A 17,492-nucleotide genomic window follows, 5' to 3' on the forward strand; every position below is an offset into this window, starting at 1 on the left:
CGGCTTTGCCATTCCTTTGCAACCCGGCCTGCCGCTGTCTCGTCTCTCCGCTCGATCCATAACGCAGCCCGTCGGCTCATCGCGCGGGCGAACCGATGAAGGAGAGCGATTCATGCGCCGGACTGTCCTCAGTGCCATGGCACTCGGGTTCACCGCTGTACTGGCGGGCACGGTGCCCGCGTTCGCCGACGGGGCAACCCCAACCCCCGTCCCGGCCACCAAGGCTCCGGTTCCGAGCGCCTCACTGCCCCCGGCCGACTCCGTAGCCCCGACCTCGGTTCCGAGCGCCGAGCCGACCCTGGCGCCGACCGAGGGAGAGGTCTCCGTCGTGCCCAGTGGCGCGCCGGACACGGGTGTGGCGCCGGAGTCGGCGCAGTCCGGAGCGGAGGGCGGGCTGATCGGCGGGGGTGCTGCCGCGGTGCTCGTCGGTGGCGGCGCGGCGGTCTATCTCGTACGGCGTCGGCGGGCGACCGGGGCATGACCTTGCCCTCCAGGCGCGCCTTCGCCACAGCGGCGATGGCCTCTTTGCTCGTGGGCTGCGGTGGTGGCCACCAGGCCGGCCGGGCCACGACCGCAACCCCCCGGAGCAGCCCACCGTCTCCGCGGCCCTCCGCGAAGGCGGTGCGTGCCCTCGGGCGTTCGGTCCCGGTCAGGTTGCAGATCCCGGCCATCGAGGTCGACACTCCGGTCCTGCGGCTGGGGCTGGCCTCGGACGGGAGCGTGCAGGTGCCTCCGATCACGGCGGACGACCGGGCGGGCTGGTACCAGCACTCGCCGACGCCGGGTCAGATCGGCCCGTCGGTGATCCTCGGCCATGTCAGTGTCGGCGCTTACGGGGACGGCGTCTTCCGTCATCTCGCGCGGTTGCGCCGAGGTCAGCGGATCGTGGCGCGCCTGGAGAACGGCACAGGGGCGGTGTTCACCGTCAACGCTGTACGGACGGTCGCCCAGGCGGACTTCCCGACGGACGCGGTCTACGGAGACGTGGGCCGTCCGGAGCTGCGGCTCATCACGTGCGGTGGCCCCCGCACCGGTGACGGGTACCGCGACAGCGTGATCGTCTTCGCCGCGCTGAGCTCGGCGAGTCCCTGACCCGCCAACCCGCCCCCGGATCCTGGGCCGATGGAACCGAATGCCGACGGCCCGGGATCCTTCTTTACTGAGGCATCCGAGTGCCCTCACGACCATGGAGAGCGTTGAAACGGTCCCGCGAGCAGGCAGCGTCCGAGCTGTTCGCCGCCCTCTACCCGCGCCTGGCCGGCTGGTGCCGCCGTCTCGTCGACGACGACGAGACGGCACACGAGATCGCCTCGGAGGCGTTCACCCGGCTCTGGGCCCGCTGGACATCTGTCGCGGAGCCCCAAGGCTTCCTCTACGTCACCGCGGCCAACCTGGTGCGGGACCACTGGCGCAAACTCGAGCGCGAACGCAGAGCCGTGCACCGTGCCACCGCCGAAGTCGCCGTCCGCCCGCAGACCGAACAGGCCGACCCTTCGGTACGCCTGCTCGTGCAGTCGCTGCCGGAACGACTGCGCGTCCCGATCCTGCTGCACTACTACGCTGACATGCCGATCCGGGAGGTGTCCGTGCTGACCGGGCGCAAGGAAGGAACCATCAAGGCCGACCTCCACGCGGCCCGAGAACTGTTGCGCGCCCATCTGAGGAGGAGCCTTGATCACACACTCTGACGAGGGTCCGGACTTCGACCCCGAGGACCCGCTGGCCATCATCCTGCGGCCCACCTCCGACTATCTCGGCCCACCCCCTGGCCAGTACGAGGCGATCCGCCGGGGTGCGGCCCGCCGCCGTCTGCTGCGCGCCGCGGCCGGCGTCGGCGTGTCATGCGCCGTCGCCGCCCTCGTCGCGCTGCCGCTCCGCCTGGCGACACCGGAGACACCCGCGTCCCCGACGGTCCCCCTCGCCCCGCCACCAGCGAGCAGTCCTCCCACCACGCCCACCCCGTCGGCGTCGCCCGTGCCCGCCAGCACCCTCCCCACCGAGGCGCCCGGGACCGACAGTCCCCGCGACCCGACCAGCACGGCCGCTCCCCTCCCCGGCGTGCCGTCGGCAACACCGACTTCGCCATCCCTCGAGCCGTCTGCGGTTCCGACCGGGGCCGACGCCACGCCCGACAGCATCGCCCGGCCATAGGTCACGGTCTGCGCTGTCGCGGTTGTACGCATGTGCCGAGTGAGGTCCGTGACGCCGAGAGTCGTGACGCCGAAGGCACCGTGACGCACCGGCCGCGGTCGACGGAGGATGATGGCTGGTATGCGTATCCGTATCGACGCCGTTGACCTGCCGGGCCTCACCTGCTCGGTCCCCGCGGGCGGCGGTGTTTCCGTGTACGGCAACGTCCACGTCGCCGTACAGCGCCGTGACCGTCCCGCTGAGCTCCTCGAGCCGCAGCCCGGCGATGCCGCGTCCGCGTCTTGGACCCTGGAGTGCACCGCGGTGACCTCGCTGACGGGCACCGACGTGAAGGGACCGTACGTACAGGACCGTCTGGGGCGCCGCTTCATCTATCTGTCGTGGGGCACGGTCGACGAGTCGGGCGTCTTCACGATGTTCCGTCGCGCCAAGCTCTTGCTCGATGTCGTCCCTTCCGAGGTGCTCGCCGCAGCCGCGCGGGAGGGCTGGCTGCTCGGACGTCTCGGTCTTACGGACGCGTCCGGCGGTCCCCTGTGCGCACGGGTCGAGCCGCCGCACATCACTTGGAGCGCCGGAGTCGCCGCCTAGAAGGGCTGTCACCAGGCGCAGCAGCCGGATGGCCCCGCTCACGACGGCTGCCATGCCGCTGCCGGACGCGCGATTTTGTGAACCACGCAGGCGCTGAGGCCGACGGCGGCCATGCCGTCGGCCTCAGCTGGGGCTACTGCTAATTCAGGTTCGGTGCTTGTGTGCTGAACCGGGTCGTCGTTGCGTTGCTGCTGACGCGGTGCAAGCCGGCCTTCTCCAGCACGCGGATCGAGGCCGGGTTCGACAGTTCGGCATCGGCGTACACGCTATGGGTGTCCGGCGAGGTCAGGGCGAACTCCACGAGGGCCTGGGTGGCTTCGGGAGCGTAGCCGCGGCCTCGCCGTGATGCCACGATGCCGTAGCCGATTTCGAGGGATCCGTCGCTCGGCGGCCAGAGCAGGCTGATGCTGCCGACCACCAGGCCGCTCGCCCGCTCGACGATCTGCCGGTGGCCGTACGCGCCCCCGGCATCCGGCCCTTGGGCGATGACGCCGACGATGACCCGGTCACCCTCGGCGGGGAAGTCCTCAGCCCAGTGCACCAGCCGCCGGTCGTTGAGGGCGGCGTCGAGATCGTCGGTGGGCCACTGCCGCAGTACAAGGCGGTCAGTGTTGAGGTCCGTACCGGACAGGAAAAAAGTAGATGACACGCGACGCTCCTGGTCGTTTCAAGACGACCGGGCCGCTCAGTGTACTTGCGCGGCCCGGACAAGGGCAGGCTGATGAAGCGCCTGGCGGCCCATATTCATCAACCCCCCTTGTCGCAGTGGTAGTCACGCAGATCGGCTGCCAGTGCAACCTATCAATCGCCGGCCGGCAGCAGGGCCTGATCCGGCTTCTTGCCCGTCAGTCCCTGCGCCAGAGCGGCGTCCCGCGTGGTTCTGCTCAGTTCTTGCGGGCGGTCACCAGCGCGAAGGAGAGGAACGCCCCGTTGTCTGCGATGAGCATGTCGATCACGGCCTGGTTCGTCCTGCGGCCGTCCGGCTGGTGCTCGGCGCAGGCCTGGGCCCACAACAGCCAGTCCCGCCAGGCGTCCTGCTGCAGCCGTGCGGACGTGATCGTCACCAGCTCGGTGATCTCCCACTGGAAGCGCCACCACTCGGCCGTATGCCAGGCGATCGCTTCCCAGCCGACCACCTCCTTGATGTGGGGCGGGATGGCGCCGAGCTCGCGGACCTCCTGGGTCATGGCGGGAGTGGCCATGCTCAGTTGTCCGCCCGGACGCAGGAACCGCACCAGGTAGGGCAGGTAGCTGTCCGCCGTGCCGAAGTACTCGAACGCGTCGACGCTCACGATGGCGTCGAAGCTCTCCTCCTCGAACGGCAGACCGTGCGCCTCCGCCCGCACGGCCTCCACCCGGTCGTCGACACCCGCCTTGGCGAAGACGGCTTGCGCTTCCTCGGGGGCGATCCACCAGTCGGCAGCGACGACCTGGGCCCCGTACTCGCGGGCCAGGAACACCGACGTGGCACCCTTGCCGGAACCGAGGTCAAGAATCCGCATTCCCGGGCGCAGGTCAAGGTCCCGGGCAAGGTCCTCCAGCAGCCACAACGGGTTCGGCCCCATGTCAAGGTCGAGCAACCAGGCGGGGTCGTAGCCGGAGGAACGCGGATAGCGGTCCGGACGGATGAGATCACTTAAGGCAGGCACGAACACGGAGCCAAGCCGATCACCCGCGCATGCACAACCCGTTTCCGGTGCAGTTCCTCTTGAGCGGAGATCAGGAGCGGTTGACATGAGCCTCACCGACATCATTGACCGGGTACGGACACACGACTGACCGGGTACGGACCCACGTCGGATGCTGACTCACGCCGCGCGCTCGCCCGAGGTGTAGGCACCAGAGGGTGGGTGGCGACACGGCGTGAGTGGCGGCCCGGCGCGGTCCCACGCCTGGCGACCGTGATTTCGCTCCGCAGTTGCCATGCGTCAGTTGTGATTCGGCAGTTGTGATGCGTCCGAGCGCGCATTTTCTCGCAGGGGCACCCTGTCGGTCCCGGTCAAGGGAGGGGTCGGAAGTGCCTCTCCAGTGCCCAGGCGGCGATCTGTCGGCCGATGACGTTGCCGACCTGGTCGGCCGTTCTGGTGTGGATGCCGCCCCAGACGCGGGAGTCGACGACGTCACGGTTGTACTCGTGGGCGTACCGGTAGTACCGGGGCGCGGAGCCGCCCTCGGAGGTGACATGGAGGTCGACGTGGGAGGTGCCGAAGAGTCCGGTGAGGGTGCGCATCAGCGCACCACCCGTGGTGGCGTGGCCGCTGAGGTAGTCGGGGTGCGCGGGAGTGGTGAGCAACGGTTCCCAGTGTCGGTCCGCTGTGGTCATGGGGTTGTTGTCGGTGTGCGCCAGCCGGATGGCGGTGACGGGTCGCCAGGTTGCGTAGTGGAGTTTGGCGTCCCAGGAGGCGATGACGGCGTCCATCTGGGTCGTGTTCGCCGCGGCGTACAGGCGTGCGGTGTCGGCGACGTCCAGACCGTGCCGGGCGGCGTAGTCACCGAAAGCCTCTTGCAAGTCGATGGTGGCGAAGAACCGTGCTGTGTCGGTCTGTTCGGGTGTCCTGAGGGAGCTGGTCCGCCCGCCGTAGGCCTTGAGCTCGTTGAGGTCCTTCGCGTAGCGGGTGGAGGTGAGCGCGGGCGGCGGGCCGGGCCGGAACTGGTCGGAGGATTCCAGCAGCATCGGCCGGACCTTGGCGACCCAGGCGGTGCCGAACGGCTCGTATCCGGGAGGGGTCGGCCTCCAGACGCCGGGGCGTGGCCGCGCGGGAAAGGGCACCGACGCGCCGACGCCGTCACCGTGGCGGAGACGGATGACGTGCGCGGCGGCGCGCTTGCCGAATGCCACCCCCTCGTCCTCGGCCCTGCCGTCCGGGATCTTCGCCAGGGTATGCGCGAGGGCGGCGTCCAGCCGGAGTCCCGCTCCTGGGAAGTAGTGGCTCAGCAGATGGTGTGCCGCCGAGGCGGCCGCCGCCTCGGAAGAGGCCGGCCGGGGCGCCCGTGCCTGCCATTTGTACGGGGTGTAGCGGCCCTCGATTCCGACCACCGCGTTGTAGACGGCAGTCGAGACGCGGGCGTCCCAGATCAACGCCTCAGGCGGGGTGGGCCGGGCCTCGGCGGCGACGGTGGACGCCGCCGTACGCATCCACTCGATGACGACCGCCGTTCCCGCGGGCAGATCCCGCTTCGCCGCCGTTCCCGCATGGAGATCCGGCTTCGCCGCCGTTGCCCCGCCCGTCCGTCCCGCCCCGGCGGCGTGGGGACTTGCCAGCGCAAGCGTGAGCAAGCCGCAGGTCAGGCCTGCGACCACCGTTCGTGCCCCGAACCAGACGCGCGGATTTCGCACGTGGACTCCTCTCGGCCGATGCCATACCGGGAGAACCATGACCGCCAGGCGCGTCCGGCGGCGCCTGTTCGGCGGCAGGTTGACCCGTCCGAGCGACGGCTGCCACACGTACGGCTTGCCGGGGGCAGGAGTGATGGCGCACCGAACTCGGGCGTGTCGGCAGCGTGCAGCGCCGACAGCTCACGCCCGAGCCGGACCGTTGACCGGCGCTCACCTCGAGTTGAGCCGGTCGCGGCCGCGCCGACCGGGCCGGACCGGGAACACGAGGGGTCTCCGTAGGCGAGCGACCATCCGGTGCCGTGGAGTCCGTGCCTGTCCGCTGCGGAGTGGAGTAGACCGCCGAGTGAGGCCCACGTCATGGTCATGTGCTCTTCAGGAAGGTGCCTGCCCGCCCCTAGTGTGGCCGCCGGACAAGGTGGCCGGACTGCCCGCCGCGTGCCTTACGCGTGCGGGAACTGGACGACACGTGGCAGGGCAGAGGCGTCGCCGACACGATGGTGTACGTCACCGGCAGGCTGAAGGGATCGGACATGTTCCGCAAGGTGCTGGTCGCCAACCGTGGAGAGATCGCCATTCGCGCGTTCCGTGCCGGCTATGAGCTGGGTGCGCGAACCGTCGCGGTCTTTCCCCACGAGGACCGCAACTCGTTGCACCGCATGAAAGCCGACGAGGCCTACGAGATCGGCGAGCCGGGACATCCGGTGCGGGCCTACCTGTCCGTGGAGGAGATCGTCCGGGCGGCCCGCCTGGCCGGCGCGGACGCGGTCTACCCGGGCTACGGCTTCCTGTCCGAGAACCCCGAACTCGCACGCGCGTGCGAGGAGGCGGGCATCACGTTCGTCGGTCCGGGCGCCCAGGTCCTGGAACTGACCGGGAACAAGGCGCGTGCCGTGGCGGCCGCCCGCGCGGCCGGTGTGCCGGTGCTCGGCTCCTCCGAGCCCTCCAGCGACGTGGACGAACTGGTCCGCGCTGCCGAGGACATCGGGTTTCCCTTGTTCGTCAAGGCCGTGGCCGGCGGCGGTGGGCGCGGTATGCGGCGGGTGGACAACCCGGCGGTGCTGCGCGAGTCCATCGACGCGGCGGCCCGTGAGGCCGCGTCCGCGTTCGGGGATCCGACCGTCTTTCTCGAGAAGGCCGTGGTCGAACCCCGGCACATCGAGGTGCAGATCCTCGCCGACGGGCAGGGAAACGTCATTCACCTCTTCGAACGCGACTGCTCGTTGCAGCGCCGCCACCAGAAGGTGATCGAGCTGGCGCCCGCGCCGAATCTCCACCCGGATCTGAGGGAGCGGATGTGTGCCGACGCGGTGCGGTTCGCCGAGCAGATCGGCTACCGCAACGCGGGGACCGTGGAGTTCCTGCTCGACCGGGACGGCAATCACGTCTTCATCGAGATGAACCCGCGCATCCAGGTCGAGCACACCGTGACCGAGGAGGTCACGGATGTCGATCTCGTACAGGCGCAGTTGCGGATCGCCGCGGGGGAGACGCTGGCCGACCTCGGGCTTTCGCAGGAGTCCGTGGTGCTGCGTGGTGCCGCCCTGCAGTGCCGGATCACCACCGAGGACCCCGCGAACGGCTTCCGCCCGGACACCGGCAGGATCAGCGCGTACCGCTCACCGGGCGGCTCGGGCATCCGTCTCGACGGCGGTACCACCCACGCCGGTACGGAGATCAGTGCGCACTTCGATTCGATGCTGGTCAAACTCACCTGCCGCGGAAGGGATTTCACGACCGCGGTCAACCGGGCCCGGCGGGCCGTGGCCGAGTTCCGCATCCGTGGTGTGGCGACGAACATCCCGTTCCTGCAGGCCGTGCTGGACGATCCGGACTTCCAGGCCGGGCAGGTCACCACGTCGTTCATCGAGCGACGGCCCCATCTGCTCACCGCACGCCACTCCGCCGACCGGGGCACCAAACTGCTCACCTACCTGGCCGACGTCACGGTGAACCGGCCGCACGGTGAGCGGCCCGAGCTGATCGACCCCACCACCAAACTGCCGCGGACCGGCGAGACGGAGCCGCCCGCCGGCTCGAAGCAGCAGCTCACCGCACTCGGCCCGGAGGGTTTCGCACGCCGGCTGCGCGAGTCGCCGACGATCGGCGTCACCGACACCACGTTCCGGGACGCCCATCAGTCGCTGCTCGCCACCCGGGTGCGTACCAAGGACCTGCTCGCCGTCGCCCCGGTGGTGGCGCGGACGTTGCCGCAGTTGCTGTCCCTGGAGTGCTGGGGTGGCGCCACGTACGACGTCGCGCTGCGCTTTCTCGCCGAGGACCCCTGGGAACGGCTGGCCGCTCTGCGTGAGGCCGTACCGAACATCTGCCTGCAGATGCTGCTGCGGGGCCGCAACACCGTGGGCTACACGCCGTATCCGACCGAGGTGACCGACGCGTTCGTGCAGGAGGCCGCGGCCACCGGCATCGACATCTTCCGGATCTTCGACGCGCTGAACGACGTGGGGCAGATGCGGCCCGCCATCGACGCCGTACGCGAGACGGGAACGGCGATCGCCGAGGTCGCCCTGTGCTACACGGCCGACCTCTCCGACCCCGCCGAGCGCCTGTACACCCTGGACTACTACCTCCGCCTGGCCGAGCAGATCGTGGACGCGGGCGCCCATGTCCTGGCCGTCAAGGACATGGCCGGGCTGCTGCGTGCGCCGGCCGCCGCGACGCTCGTATCCGCGCTGCGCCGCGAGTTCGACCTGCCGGTGCACCTGCACACCCACGACACCGCGGGAGGACAGCTCGCCACCTACCTCGCGGCGATCCAGGCGGGCGCGGACGCGGTGGACGGCGCGGTGGCGTCCATGGCGGGCACCACCTCCCAGCCGTCGCTGTCGGCGATCGTGGCCGCCACCGACCACTCCGAGCGGCCCACGGAGCTGGACCTCCTGGCCGTCGGGGACCTGGAACCGTACTGGGAGAGCGTCCGCAAGATCTACGCCCCCTTCGAGGCGGGCCTCGCCTCGCCGACCGGGCGCGTCTACCACCACGAGATTCCCGGTGGACAGCTCTCCAACCTGCGGTCCCAGGCCATCGCGCTGGGCCTCGGCAACCGCTTCGAGGACATCGAGGCGATGTACGCGGCCGCCGACAGGATGCTCGGCCGCCTGGTCAAGGTCACTCCGTCGTCCAAGGTGGTCGGTGACCTCGCCCTGCACCTGGTCGGCGCGGGCGTGCCGCCCGAGGACTTCGAGGCGGCCCCGAACTCGTTCGACATCCCCGACTCCGTCGTCGGCTTCCTGCGCGGAGAGCTGGGCACCCCGCCGGGCGGCTGGCCCGAGCCCTTTCGCAGCAAGGCACTCCAGGGACGCGCAGACCCCAAGCCCGCGCAGGAACTGACGGCGCAGGACCGCACCGGGCTGGACAAGGACCGACGCGCGACGCTCAACCGTCTGCTGTTCCCCGGGCCGACGCGCGACTACGAGACACACCGTCAGAACTTCGGCGACACCAGCGTGCTGGACAGCAAGGCTTTCTTCTACGGGCTGCGCCCCGGGAAGGAGTACGCCGTCGACCTCGAACCCGGTGTACGGCTCCTCATCGAGCTGGAGGCCATCGGCGAGGCCGACGAACGCGGAATGCGTACCGTGATGTCCGCCCTGAACGGCCAACTGCGGCCGATCCAGGTACGCGACACCGCGGTGGCCTCCGACGTACCGGCCACGGAGAAGGCCGACCGGTCCAACGCCGGGCATGTCGCCGCGCCCTTCGCCGGAGTGGTGACCCTCTCGGTCGCCGAGGGCGACGACGTCGAGGCCGGTGTCACGGTGGCCACCATCGAGGCGATGAAGATGGAGGCCGCGATCACCGCCCCGAAGGCCGGGAAGGTGTCCCGACTGGCCATCAACCGGATCCAGCAGGTGGAGGGTGGCGATCTCCTCGTCGAGATCGGCTGAGCCAGACCCCTGCGGGCGGCACGTGGGGCGAGGAGACATCGCCTTTCTCCTGCGAGCCGGACCTCGCAGGAGGAAGGAGGAGGCAGGTCAGCAGGTGGAGTTGGTCTGGGTGAGCAGGCCCAGGCGGTAGGGGAGTTGGGAGTAGTCGCCGCCGGCTGAGGGGTTCAGGCCCTGGTACAGGAACTGCAGTCGGCAGGGGTTGATGGTCATGGTCTGGTCGTTTCCGCTGCGGATCAGCTCGCCGTGGCTGATGTCCTGCGTCCAGGCGCCGGAGGGGAAGGTGACGTTGGTGCTGCGGGCGAACGGGTTGGCCTCGGTCGCGGCGAGCGGCTGCCACTGGCCGTTGAGACCCTCGGCGGTGAAGGAGCGGTAGTAACGCCTGCCGTTGCTGCCGATGGCCTCCATCACCAGGAGGTAGGTGTTGGTTCCTTGCACGCGGTAGACGGCCTGGCCTTCGAACAGCGCGAACTTGGAGTCCTGCAGGACGACCTTGGTGTTGCGGAAGCCGTTCGGGAACTCACCCACGGTCGTCTCCGCCCGGTACAGGCGGCCGTCGTCGTTGGCCGAGAAGAGGTAACACATGGCGCTGTCGCAGATGACCCAGTAGTCGAGCGAACCGCCGGACAGCGGGTTCTGGAAGTTCTTGGGCGCCGACCAGCTACGGGGATTGGCCGGGTCGCTTGAGGTCGAATACGAGGGCAGGCCGGTCTGGTAGACGAGGTACCACTGGTTCTTCGGCGCGAAGTAGAACACCTGGGGCGCGGCTCGGTAGCCGGTGCCGATGTTGGGGTTGGTGTCGAGGTAGGTGATCGGAGCCGAGGAAGCCTGCGACCAGTCGGTGAAGCTGGTGTAGGCCATGCTCCAGGCACCCGACGTGTTCGCGGTCGTCATGTAGACGTGCCACTTGCCGCCTGCCTGGATCACCGACGGGTCCTTGACGGAGACGACGGGATGGGTCGCGTCGGGCTTGGGGGCGATCAGCTGCCCGGTGGAGGACCACTGGAAGCTGCTCGGCAGCGGCGCGGCTGCCGAATCCGATGCGGGTGCCGAGGGCATGGAGAGCAGCACCATCGCCAGACCCAGCACGAGGGTCAGGACTGCCTGTCGGGTGCCGCTCGGACGTAAGTGCAAGTGCAGGCGTTGTGCGAGTGGACGCATGCCAAGCTCCAGGAGTCGGCCGGGGGCTCTCCGCGCGCACGCCGTTCTACGCGATTGTGGAACCGGCACGGTGACGCCGTGGGGGAGAGCCTTACCGGTACGGACGGTGCGGGTGCGGGTGCGGGTGCCGTCGTGCGTGGCTGAGCAGTGTGCATGACTAACGCTGCGAATGTTCGAAATATCGAATCTCGACCGGGAAGCCGGACGTCAAGGATGATAGGAGACCCTCAGTACACGTCAATACCTCGCGTACCATCCGGCGATCTGACACCAGACGTGGCCACTGATCTCGCCGTCTGGCTGACTGTCGCTGTCGCGCCTGGTTGTCGCCGCCAAATGTGAAGGCTTACCTGCGGTATTCAGCCGAGCTGTTTTATGGCTGCGCCGTGGTTGTTTCCTCAATGAGGTGTGTGGCTGCACAATCGGCGGCGTATTTAGCGTCATTTGTGCGCGTCCAGCCCGCCGTCGCCGGGCACGATCACCCCCGGGGGCGGATGTCGGAATTCGGATAGCTTCCGTCGCCGGTCGCGTCGAATTAGTGGAGCTGTATCGCCTGACCGCCATCCTGCGAACGCTGCGCTCACTCCTCATTCCACCGGCCCCTCTGCGACAACACGCTTTCCGTGACCATCCTGCGTGTTCTGCTGCCGTTCCCGGTCGCGGGGATCGTGGTCGCCCCCGCGTCGTCGGTGGCGCTCGATCACGCCATCGCGGTGTGCGCCGCATTGCGGGCCGTTGCCCTCGGCCTGGCCTTCTTGAGGCTGCGTACCGACCCGGTCGTGCGCGCTCCCGGCAACTCCGCCCAGGTAGTGGGCTGATGGCGAAGCCGCCCCTCGGGGGTCAGGAATCAGGTACCCAAGTGCTGCGGAACTCAAGGAGCGTCGGGCATCTTCAACCCGTCCACGGACACAAGTCGCGCCCCCGCCTCGGCCGATGAGCTACCGTGCGGTAGGGTTCCCCACCATTTCGTAGTCACCGAGCGACCATGCGCCGGTACGGGGAGTGTTGGAGGGCGGTAGGGCGATGGGTACTCACCTGAGCGACGGCGGGTTCGCGGATCTGGACGACACGCGGTTGGAGGAAATGACCTGCGAACCGCTGCTGACCCGGGACTACGAGACGCGGCCCTCGCTCGTCTACGAGCGGTTGAGGCAGCGGCACGGCCCGGTCGCGCCGGTCGACCTGCTCGGAGTGCCGGCCTGGCTGGTGCTGGGTTACCGCGAAGCGCTTGAGGTGCTGCAGGACGACGAGCGGTGGCCGAAGGGGCTGGAGAACTGGCGGGCCCGCTCCGAGGGCAGAGTACCGGCGGACTGGCCACTGGGGCCGTCGCTGGAGGTCAACCACATCCTGATTCAGGGCGGTTCCGGACACGGGCCGTTGCGCAGGGCGTGGGAGGTGGCACTCAAGCCGTTCCAGGACCCTCGCCACCCCCAGGCGAAGCGGCTGAAGGCCGCCGTCACCGCCTACGCCGATGATCTGATCACCCTCGTGGGGCAGGGCGGCAGCACGGGCGTCGCGGACCTGTCCGCGCAGTTCTCGCGACCGCTGCCGCTGATGGTGGCCAGCCATCTGCTCGGCTTCCCCGGTTCGCAGGGCGACGACGCTCTCATGGACATGTGGCGGGTGCTCGACGCGGGTCCGGACGCGGAACCCGCCCTGGAGCGGCTGCTGGTGACACTGGCCGATCTGGCAGCGTTGAAGATGGAGAAGCCGGGCAACGACTTCCCCTCGTACCTGCTGGCCGCCCACCCGAATCTCTCGCTCGACGAGTTGGCCCGCGAGCTGTTCATGCTGCTCGGCATGACGTCCGACCACGTCGGCATCCTCATATCCAACACCGTGGTCGAGGTCATCTCGGGCGAGGACGGCGTACGTGCCAGTCTGTCCGCGGGGATGCTCAGGGAGACCATGAACCGGGTGGTCATGCGCAAGCCGCCCCTGGTGAACTTCGTGCCGCGGTTCGCGGCCGAGGACACCGAGCTCGGGAACTTCACGATCCGTGCGGGCGACCCGGTGTGGGTCTCCTCCGCCGCCGCACACGCGGACCCTGTCTTCGCCGACCATGTGGCGTCGAACTCCACGATCAGCACCCGGGCGCACCTTTCCTGGGGTGCGGGGCGCCGCCAGTGCCCGGACCCGGCGCGTGAACTCGCGTCGACGGTCGCGGCGGTGGGTGTGGGCCGGCTCTTCGAGCGGTTCTCCCACCTGGACCTCGCGCTTCCGGTCGACCAACTGCCGTGGCGCTCTTCCCCGTTCATGCGCGGGCTGCGATCTCTGCCCGTACGGTACGAACTCGCGTCAACGCCCGAACCGCCGGCGGTGTACGCCCCTGGACCGCTGACGCCCGGGCCCGAGCCGGTGGTGCCGGACCCGTCCGCTCGTCAACGCTCATCGCTGTGGCGGTACCTGACGGGCCTGATCCGCGCCGGCCGCTGACCTCCGTACGACGCGGTTGGACGACCTCGGTGCGGTTGGACGGCCACGGTTTCGAGGGCCCGGTGGTCGGTGTCCATCACGAGGTGCGGCGGTGGTACCGGCAGCGACAGGCGGCTGAGTGCCATGCGTTGCCGTTGCCGTTGCTGCTGCCCTGCCCGGCGGTCTGCCGCCGGCGAGGTGGTGTCCGGGCGCAGTCGATGCCGGGCCGGTCCTGAGCGACCCTGGGGACTTCAGGTACGCCCCGACGCCCCCCCGGCCCGCACGCCGCCCGGCGGACCTCTCGCCAGAACGCGTCGACCGGCCTCGTGGTCGCGGAACAGGTTCGTCTCGTCCTCCCGTGTTGAGCCATGCCGTCTTCCTCGCTGTGCCGACCGGACCGGTCGCCCTCCGTGGTGGCGGCGCGTTCGGGCGTTTGGCCGCCGTGGGCAGGGCCACCCGGAGGGCAGCAGGAGGGGGGCCGTGCCCGGCCAGGAGGCGACATGGGATCAGCCAACATCTTCGTGCTGGGGCTCGATGAGCGGAACCTGAAGACGCTGCGGGACGTGCCGCACGCCGAGGAGTATCGGTTCCACCCGCTGCTGAGCCGGGAAGAGCTGCAGGGAGGCGAGACCCCGGTGCCCGAGCTGCTCGAGAAGGCGGAGCGGGAGCTCGAGGGGGCCTCGGGAAGAATCGACGCGATCATCGGGTACTGGGACTTCCCGGTGAGCACCATCATGCCGATTCTGTGCCGTCGTTTCGGATTGCCGTCCGCCGACCTCGAAGCGGTGGTGAAGTGCGAGCACAAGTACTGGAGCAGGCTCGAGCAGCAGAAGGTGACCGACGCGCACCCCCGGTTCGCGCTGCTCGACCTCGATGAGCCCGTCCGGCCGCCGGAAGGCCTGCGCTATCCGATGTGGATCAAGCCGGTCAAGTCGTACGCCTCCCAGCTCGCCTTCCGGGTGACGGACGACGCCCAGTTCCAAGCGGCGGCGGAGGAGATCCGGGAGGGCATCGGCCGGATAGGCAAGGCATTCGAGTACATTCTCCGGCGGCTCGACCTGCCGCCCGAGATCGCCGCGGCCGGTGGCGGGGCGTGCCTGGTGGAGGAGGCGCTCTCAGGGGCGCAGGTCACCGTGGAGGGATACTCCCAGGCGGGGAACATCAGGATCTACGGGGTGGTGGATTCCATCACCTATCCCGACAGCTCCAGCTTCCTGCGGTATCAGTATCCGTCTACTCTGCCGCCGCACATTCTGCGCCGGCTGGAGGACGTCTCCCAACGGGTGATCGCGCAGATCGGGCTGGACAACTCGACGTTCTGCATCGAGTACTTCTGCCGGCCCGAAGATGGCACCGTCAGCCTTCTGGAGATCAATCCACGGCATTCGCAGTCGCATGCCGAGTTGTTCGAGCAGGTCGACGGTTTCCCGAACCACCACTGCATGATCAGCCTCGCGCTCGGCCGGGACCCTCGCCTGCCCCAGCGACGGGGCCCGTACAAGGTCGCGGCCAAATGGTTCCTGCGCCGCTTCCAGGACGGACGGGTCCGGCACCGAGCCAAGGACGCGGACATCGACCGCCTGCGGCACACGATCCCTGGAGTGGTGGATGTGGTCCCGGTGGTCGACGCGGGCATGCGGCTGTCCGAGTCGCCACAGACCCACAACAGCTACAGCTACGAGCTCGCCCACATCTACGTCGCGGCCGACGACGAACAGGAACTGCGGCAGAAGTACGACCGCTGTGTGGCAGCGCTGGACTTCTGCGTCGAGACCTCCGAGACCCCGGAGACCACCGAGCACGACGAATGAGGAACGAGGAACGAGGAATGAGGAGGTGAGTTGTGCGATGCGTGAGGTGACCTCACTGCCGTATGCGATCAGGGAGGAAGAGCACCTGTGGATTCCGCTGTCCGACGGCACTCGGCTCTCGGCACGCATCTGGCGCCCGGTCCGCTCGGACGACGAACCGGTGCCCGCGATCCTGGAGTACATCCCGTACCGCAAGCGGGACTTCACCGCGGTCCGTGACTCCATCCACCACCCCTACATGGCAGGCCACGGATACGCCTGCGCACGCGTCGATCTGCGCGGCAGCGGTGAATCCGAAGGGGTGCTCACCGACGAATACCTGGAACAGGAGCACGTCGATGCCGAGGAAGTCCTCGCCTGGCTCGCCGACCAGTCGTGGTGCGACGGGCGGACAGGGATGATGGGCATCTCCTGGGGCGGCTTCAACGCCTTGCAGGTCGCGGCCCGACAGCCACCGAGCCTGCGCGCGATCGTCATCGCCTCCTTCACCGATGACCGCTACGCCGACGACATGCATTTCATGGGCGGCTGCATGCTGTCGGACAACCTGTCGGAGGCGTCCACCATGTTCGCCCACACCTCATGTCCGCCCGACCCGGCGGTGGTGGGCGAACGCTGGCGGGACATGTGGCTGCAGCGCCTGGAGGGCAGCGGTCTGTGGCTGCACGAGTGGCTGAAGCACCAGCGCCGGGACGAGTACTGGCGGCACGGCTCGGTGTGCGAGAACTACCAGAACGTGCAGTGCCCCGTGTTCGCCGTCAGTGGGTGGGCCGACGGGTACTCCAATACGGTGTTCCGGCTGATGGAGCACCTGGATGTACCGCGCAAGGGTCTGATCGGACCGTGGTCGCACAAGTACCCGCATCTGGGGGAGCCGGGACCGGCGATCGGGTTCCTGCAGGAAGTGGTGCGCTGGTGGGACCGCTGGCTGAAGAAAATCGACAACGGTGCGTCCGAGGAGCCGATGCTGCGCGTCTGGATGCAGGAGAGCATGCCTCCCTTCACCGCGTACGAGGAGCGTCCGGGCCGTTGGGTCGGGGAGCTCTCGTGGCCGTCCCCGCACATCCGTAGGGAAGAGTTCCCGCTGGCCCAGTACCGCATCTGCCGGCGGGGGGAGCAGGTCGACGAGCAGGAACTGACCGTCGAGTCGCCGCTGTCGGTGGGGCAGTTCGCCGGAAAGTGGTGCTCCTACGCGGCTCCGCCCGACCTGCCCTACGACCAGCGGGAGGAGGACGGCGGTTCCTTGGTCTTCAACACCGACGTGCTGCCCGAGCGGTGCGAGATCCTCGGTGGGCCTGTCGCGGAGCTGGACCTCGCGGTGACCGAGCCCGTGGCGATGGTCGCCGTCCGGCTGTCCGACGTGGCGCCGGACGGCCGCGCGACCCGGGTCACGTTCGGAATGCTGAACCTCACCCACCGCGACGGCGACGAGGCCCCGGAGCCCCTGGTCCCCGGCCGACGGTACCGGGTGCGCGTCCAGCTGAACGGGGTGGCCCAGGTGTTCCCCGCCGGCCACCGGATCCGGCTGTCATTGTCCACCTCGTACTGGCCGCTGGCCTGGCCGCCGCCACGGCCGGTGCGGATGAGCGTGTTCACCGGGACCAGTCACCTGGAGCTTCCGATACGGCCGGTCGCCGAGACCGACGAGGTGATGCCGCTCCCGTTCGACGAGCCGGAAGGCACGCCGCCGATCCGCACCACACGGATTCGGCCGGGCGAGGAGCGGTGGACGGTATCGCGTGATCTCGTCACGTACCAATCGGAGCTTCGAGTGGTGAAGGACAGCGGAGTGGTGCGCTTCGACGACCTCGGCCATGAGGTGGGACGCCATGTCCACCAGCGCTATGGCTGGGTGGCCGACGACTTCGAGTCGGTGTGGGGCAAGGTGGAGGCGACGATGTCGTTCCGCAGGGACGGCTGGGACGTCCATACCGTGACGTCCACCGTCCTGACCTGCACAGGGGAGGATTTCCTGCTGCACGCCCGGCTCGACGGATTCGAGGGCGAGCGCAGGGTCTATTCGCGCAACTGGGCGCACACCGTGCCCCGGGATCTGCTGTGAGGGCGGGACGGATGCCGCGGAGCGAAAGCGTGGGCCCGTGGACCTGGGGGGCCCGGTTCTTGATC

General features: G+C 69.0%; 14 protein-coding genes. 10 read left to right on the forward strand and 4 right to left on the reverse strand.

Features of this window, described 5'->3' with window-relative positions:
- Positions 1 to 112: 112 nt before the first annotated feature.
- From ACTWQR_RS07000 to ACTWQR_RS07020, 5 genes are all read left to right on the forward strand, one after another.
- Positions 113 to 481 carry a sortase-dependent protein gene (locus ACTWQR_RS07000; protein ID WP_443226027.1) on the forward strand — a complete coding sequence of 123 codons (369 nt, stop codon included), beginning with the start codon at positions 113 to 115 and terminating at the stop codon, positions 479 to 481.
- Entirely contained in the window at positions 478 to 1,092 is a 615-nt protein-coding gene (locus tag ACTWQR_RS07005; RefSeq protein WP_443226028.1) for a class F sortase, read from the forward strand. Before ACTWQR_RS07000 ends, ACTWQR_RS07005 begins: the two co-directional genes overlap by 4 nt.
- Positions 1,093 to 1,196: 104 nt before the next feature.
- On the forward strand, positions 1,197 to 1,688 hold the full coding sequence (locus ACTWQR_RS07010; protein WP_443226029.1) for an RNA polymerase sigma factor: 492 nt from the start codon (positions 1,197 to 1,199) through the stop codon (positions 1,686 to 1,688).
- Entirely contained in the window at positions 1,672 to 2,151 is a 480-nt protein-coding gene (locus tag ACTWQR_RS07015; RefSeq protein WP_443226030.1) for a hypothetical protein, read from the forward strand. Before ACTWQR_RS07010 ends, ACTWQR_RS07015 begins: the two co-directional genes overlap by 17 nt.
- Positions 2,152 to 2,271: 120 nt before the next feature.
- Positions 2,272 to 2,739, forward strand: a complete 468-nt coding sequence (locus ACTWQR_RS07020; protein ID WP_443226031.1) for a DUF5990 family protein — start codon at positions 2,272 to 2,274, stop codon at positions 2,737 to 2,739.
- Between the two features lie 139 nt (positions 2,740 to 2,878).
- Here ACTWQR_RS07020 and ACTWQR_RS07025 read toward each other — a convergent pair whose 3' ends face one another.
- The 3 genes from ACTWQR_RS07025 to ACTWQR_RS07035 form a co-directional block, all read right to left on the reverse strand.
- Positions 2,879 to 3,388 carry a GNAT family N-acetyltransferase gene (locus ACTWQR_RS07025; protein ID WP_443226032.1) on the reverse strand — a complete coding sequence of 170 codons (510 nt, stop codon included), beginning with the start codon at positions 3,386 to 3,388 and terminating at the stop codon, positions 2,879 to 2,881.
- 235 nt (positions 3,389 to 3,623) lie between these two features.
- Positions 3,624 to 4,388 (reverse strand): SAM-dependent methyltransferase, encoded by a 765-nt coding sequence (locus tag ACTWQR_RS07030; protein WP_443226033.1) that lies wholly within the window; start codon positions 4,386 to 4,388, stop codon positions 3,624 to 3,626.
- Between the two features lie 350 nt (positions 4,389 to 4,738).
- Entirely contained in the window at positions 4,739 to 6,076 is a 1,338-nt protein-coding gene (locus ACTWQR_RS07035) for a vanadium-dependent haloperoxidase (RefSeq protein WP_443226034.1), read from the reverse strand.
- Between the two features lie 530 nt (positions 6,077 to 6,606).
- On the opposite strand from ACTWQR_RS07035, the gene ACTWQR_RS07040 reads away from it, so the two are divergent.
- Positions 6,607 to 9,981 (forward strand): pyruvate carboxylase, encoded by a 3,375-nt coding sequence (locus ACTWQR_RS07040; protein WP_443226101.1) that lies wholly within the window; start codon positions 6,607 to 6,609, stop codon positions 9,979 to 9,981.
- An 87-nt stretch (positions 9,982 to 10,068) separates the two neighbouring features.
- Here ACTWQR_RS07040 and ACTWQR_RS07045 read toward each other — a convergent pair whose 3' ends face one another.
- On the reverse strand, positions 10,069 to 11,139 hold the full coding sequence (locus ACTWQR_RS07045) for a non-reducing end alpha-L-arabinofuranosidase family hydrolase (RefSeq protein WP_443226035.1): 1,071 nt from the start codon (positions 11,137 to 11,139) through the stop codon (positions 10,069 to 10,071).
- A 623-nt stretch (positions 11,140 to 11,762) separates the two neighbouring features.
- Between ACTWQR_RS07045 and ACTWQR_RS07050 the strand changes: the two genes are divergently transcribed.
- The 4 genes from ACTWQR_RS07050 to ACTWQR_RS07065 all read left to right on the forward strand — a co-directional run bounded on the left by ACTWQR_RS07050 (position 11,763) and on the right by ACTWQR_RS07065 (position 17,427).
- Positions 11,763 to 11,957 carry a hypothetical protein gene (locus tag ACTWQR_RS07050; protein WP_443226036.1) on the forward strand — a complete coding sequence of 65 codons (195 nt, stop codon included), beginning with the start codon at positions 11,763 to 11,765 and terminating at the stop codon, positions 11,955 to 11,957.
- A gap of 205 nt (positions 11,958 to 12,162) precedes the next feature.
- On the forward strand, positions 12,163 to 13,575 hold the full coding sequence (locus tag ACTWQR_RS07055) for a cytochrome (RefSeq protein WP_443226037.1): 1,413 nt from the start codon (positions 12,163 to 12,165) through the stop codon (positions 13,573 to 13,575).
- 479 nt (positions 13,576 to 14,054) lie between these two features.
- Positions 14,055 to 15,365 (forward strand): ATP-grasp domain-containing protein, encoded by a 1,311-nt coding sequence (locus ACTWQR_RS07060; RefSeq protein WP_443226038.1) that lies wholly within the window; start codon positions 14,055 to 14,057, stop codon positions 15,363 to 15,365.
- Between the two features lie 37 nt (positions 15,366 to 15,402).
- Positions 15,403 to 17,427, forward strand: a complete 2,025-nt coding sequence (locus ACTWQR_RS07065; RefSeq protein ID WP_443226039.1) for a CocE/NonD family hydrolase — start codon at positions 15,403 to 15,405, stop codon at positions 17,425 to 17,427.
- The last annotated feature ends 65 nt before the right edge of the window (positions 17,428 to 17,492 follow it).

This window comes from Streptomyces sp. 2A115 (genome assembly GCF_052245575.1).
Classification (GTDB): domain Bacteria; phylum Actinomycetota; class Actinomycetes; order Streptomycetales; family Streptomycetaceae; genus Streptomyces.

Excerpts from the sequence above, each read along its gene's own strand:
- ACTWQR_RS07000 (WP_443226027.1), top strand. The coding sequence starts at position 113 with ATGCGCCGGACTGTCCTCAGTGCCATGGCACTCGGGTTCACCGCTGTA.
- ACTWQR_RS07005 (WP_443226028.1), top strand. The coding sequence starts at position 478 with ATGACCTTGCCCTCCAGGCGCGCCTTCGCCACAGCGGCGATGGCCTCT.
- ACTWQR_RS07020 (WP_443226031.1), top strand. The coding sequence starts at position 2,272 with ATGCGTATCCGTATCGACGCCGTTGACCTGCCGGGCCTCACCTGCTCG.
- ACTWQR_RS07040 (WP_443226101.1), top strand. The coding sequence starts at position 6,607 with ATGTTCCGCAAGGTGCTGGTCGCCAACCGTGGAGAGATCGCCATTCGC.
- ACTWQR_RS07045 (WP_443226035.1), bottom strand. The coding sequence starts at position 11,139 with ATGCGTCCACTCGCACAACGCCTGCACTTGCACTTACGTCCGAGCGGC.
- ACTWQR_RS07055 (WP_443226037.1), top strand. The coding sequence starts at position 12,163 with ATGGGTACTCACCTGAGCGACGGCGGGTTCGCGGATCTGGACGACACG.
- ACTWQR_RS07060 (WP_443226038.1), top strand. The coding sequence starts at position 14,055 with ATGGGATCAGCCAACATCTTCGTGCTGGGGCTCGATGAGCGGAACCTG.
- ACTWQR_RS07065 (WP_443226039.1), top strand. The coding sequence starts at position 15,403 with ATGCGTGAGGTGACCTCACTGCCGTATGCGATCAGGGAGGAAGAGCAC.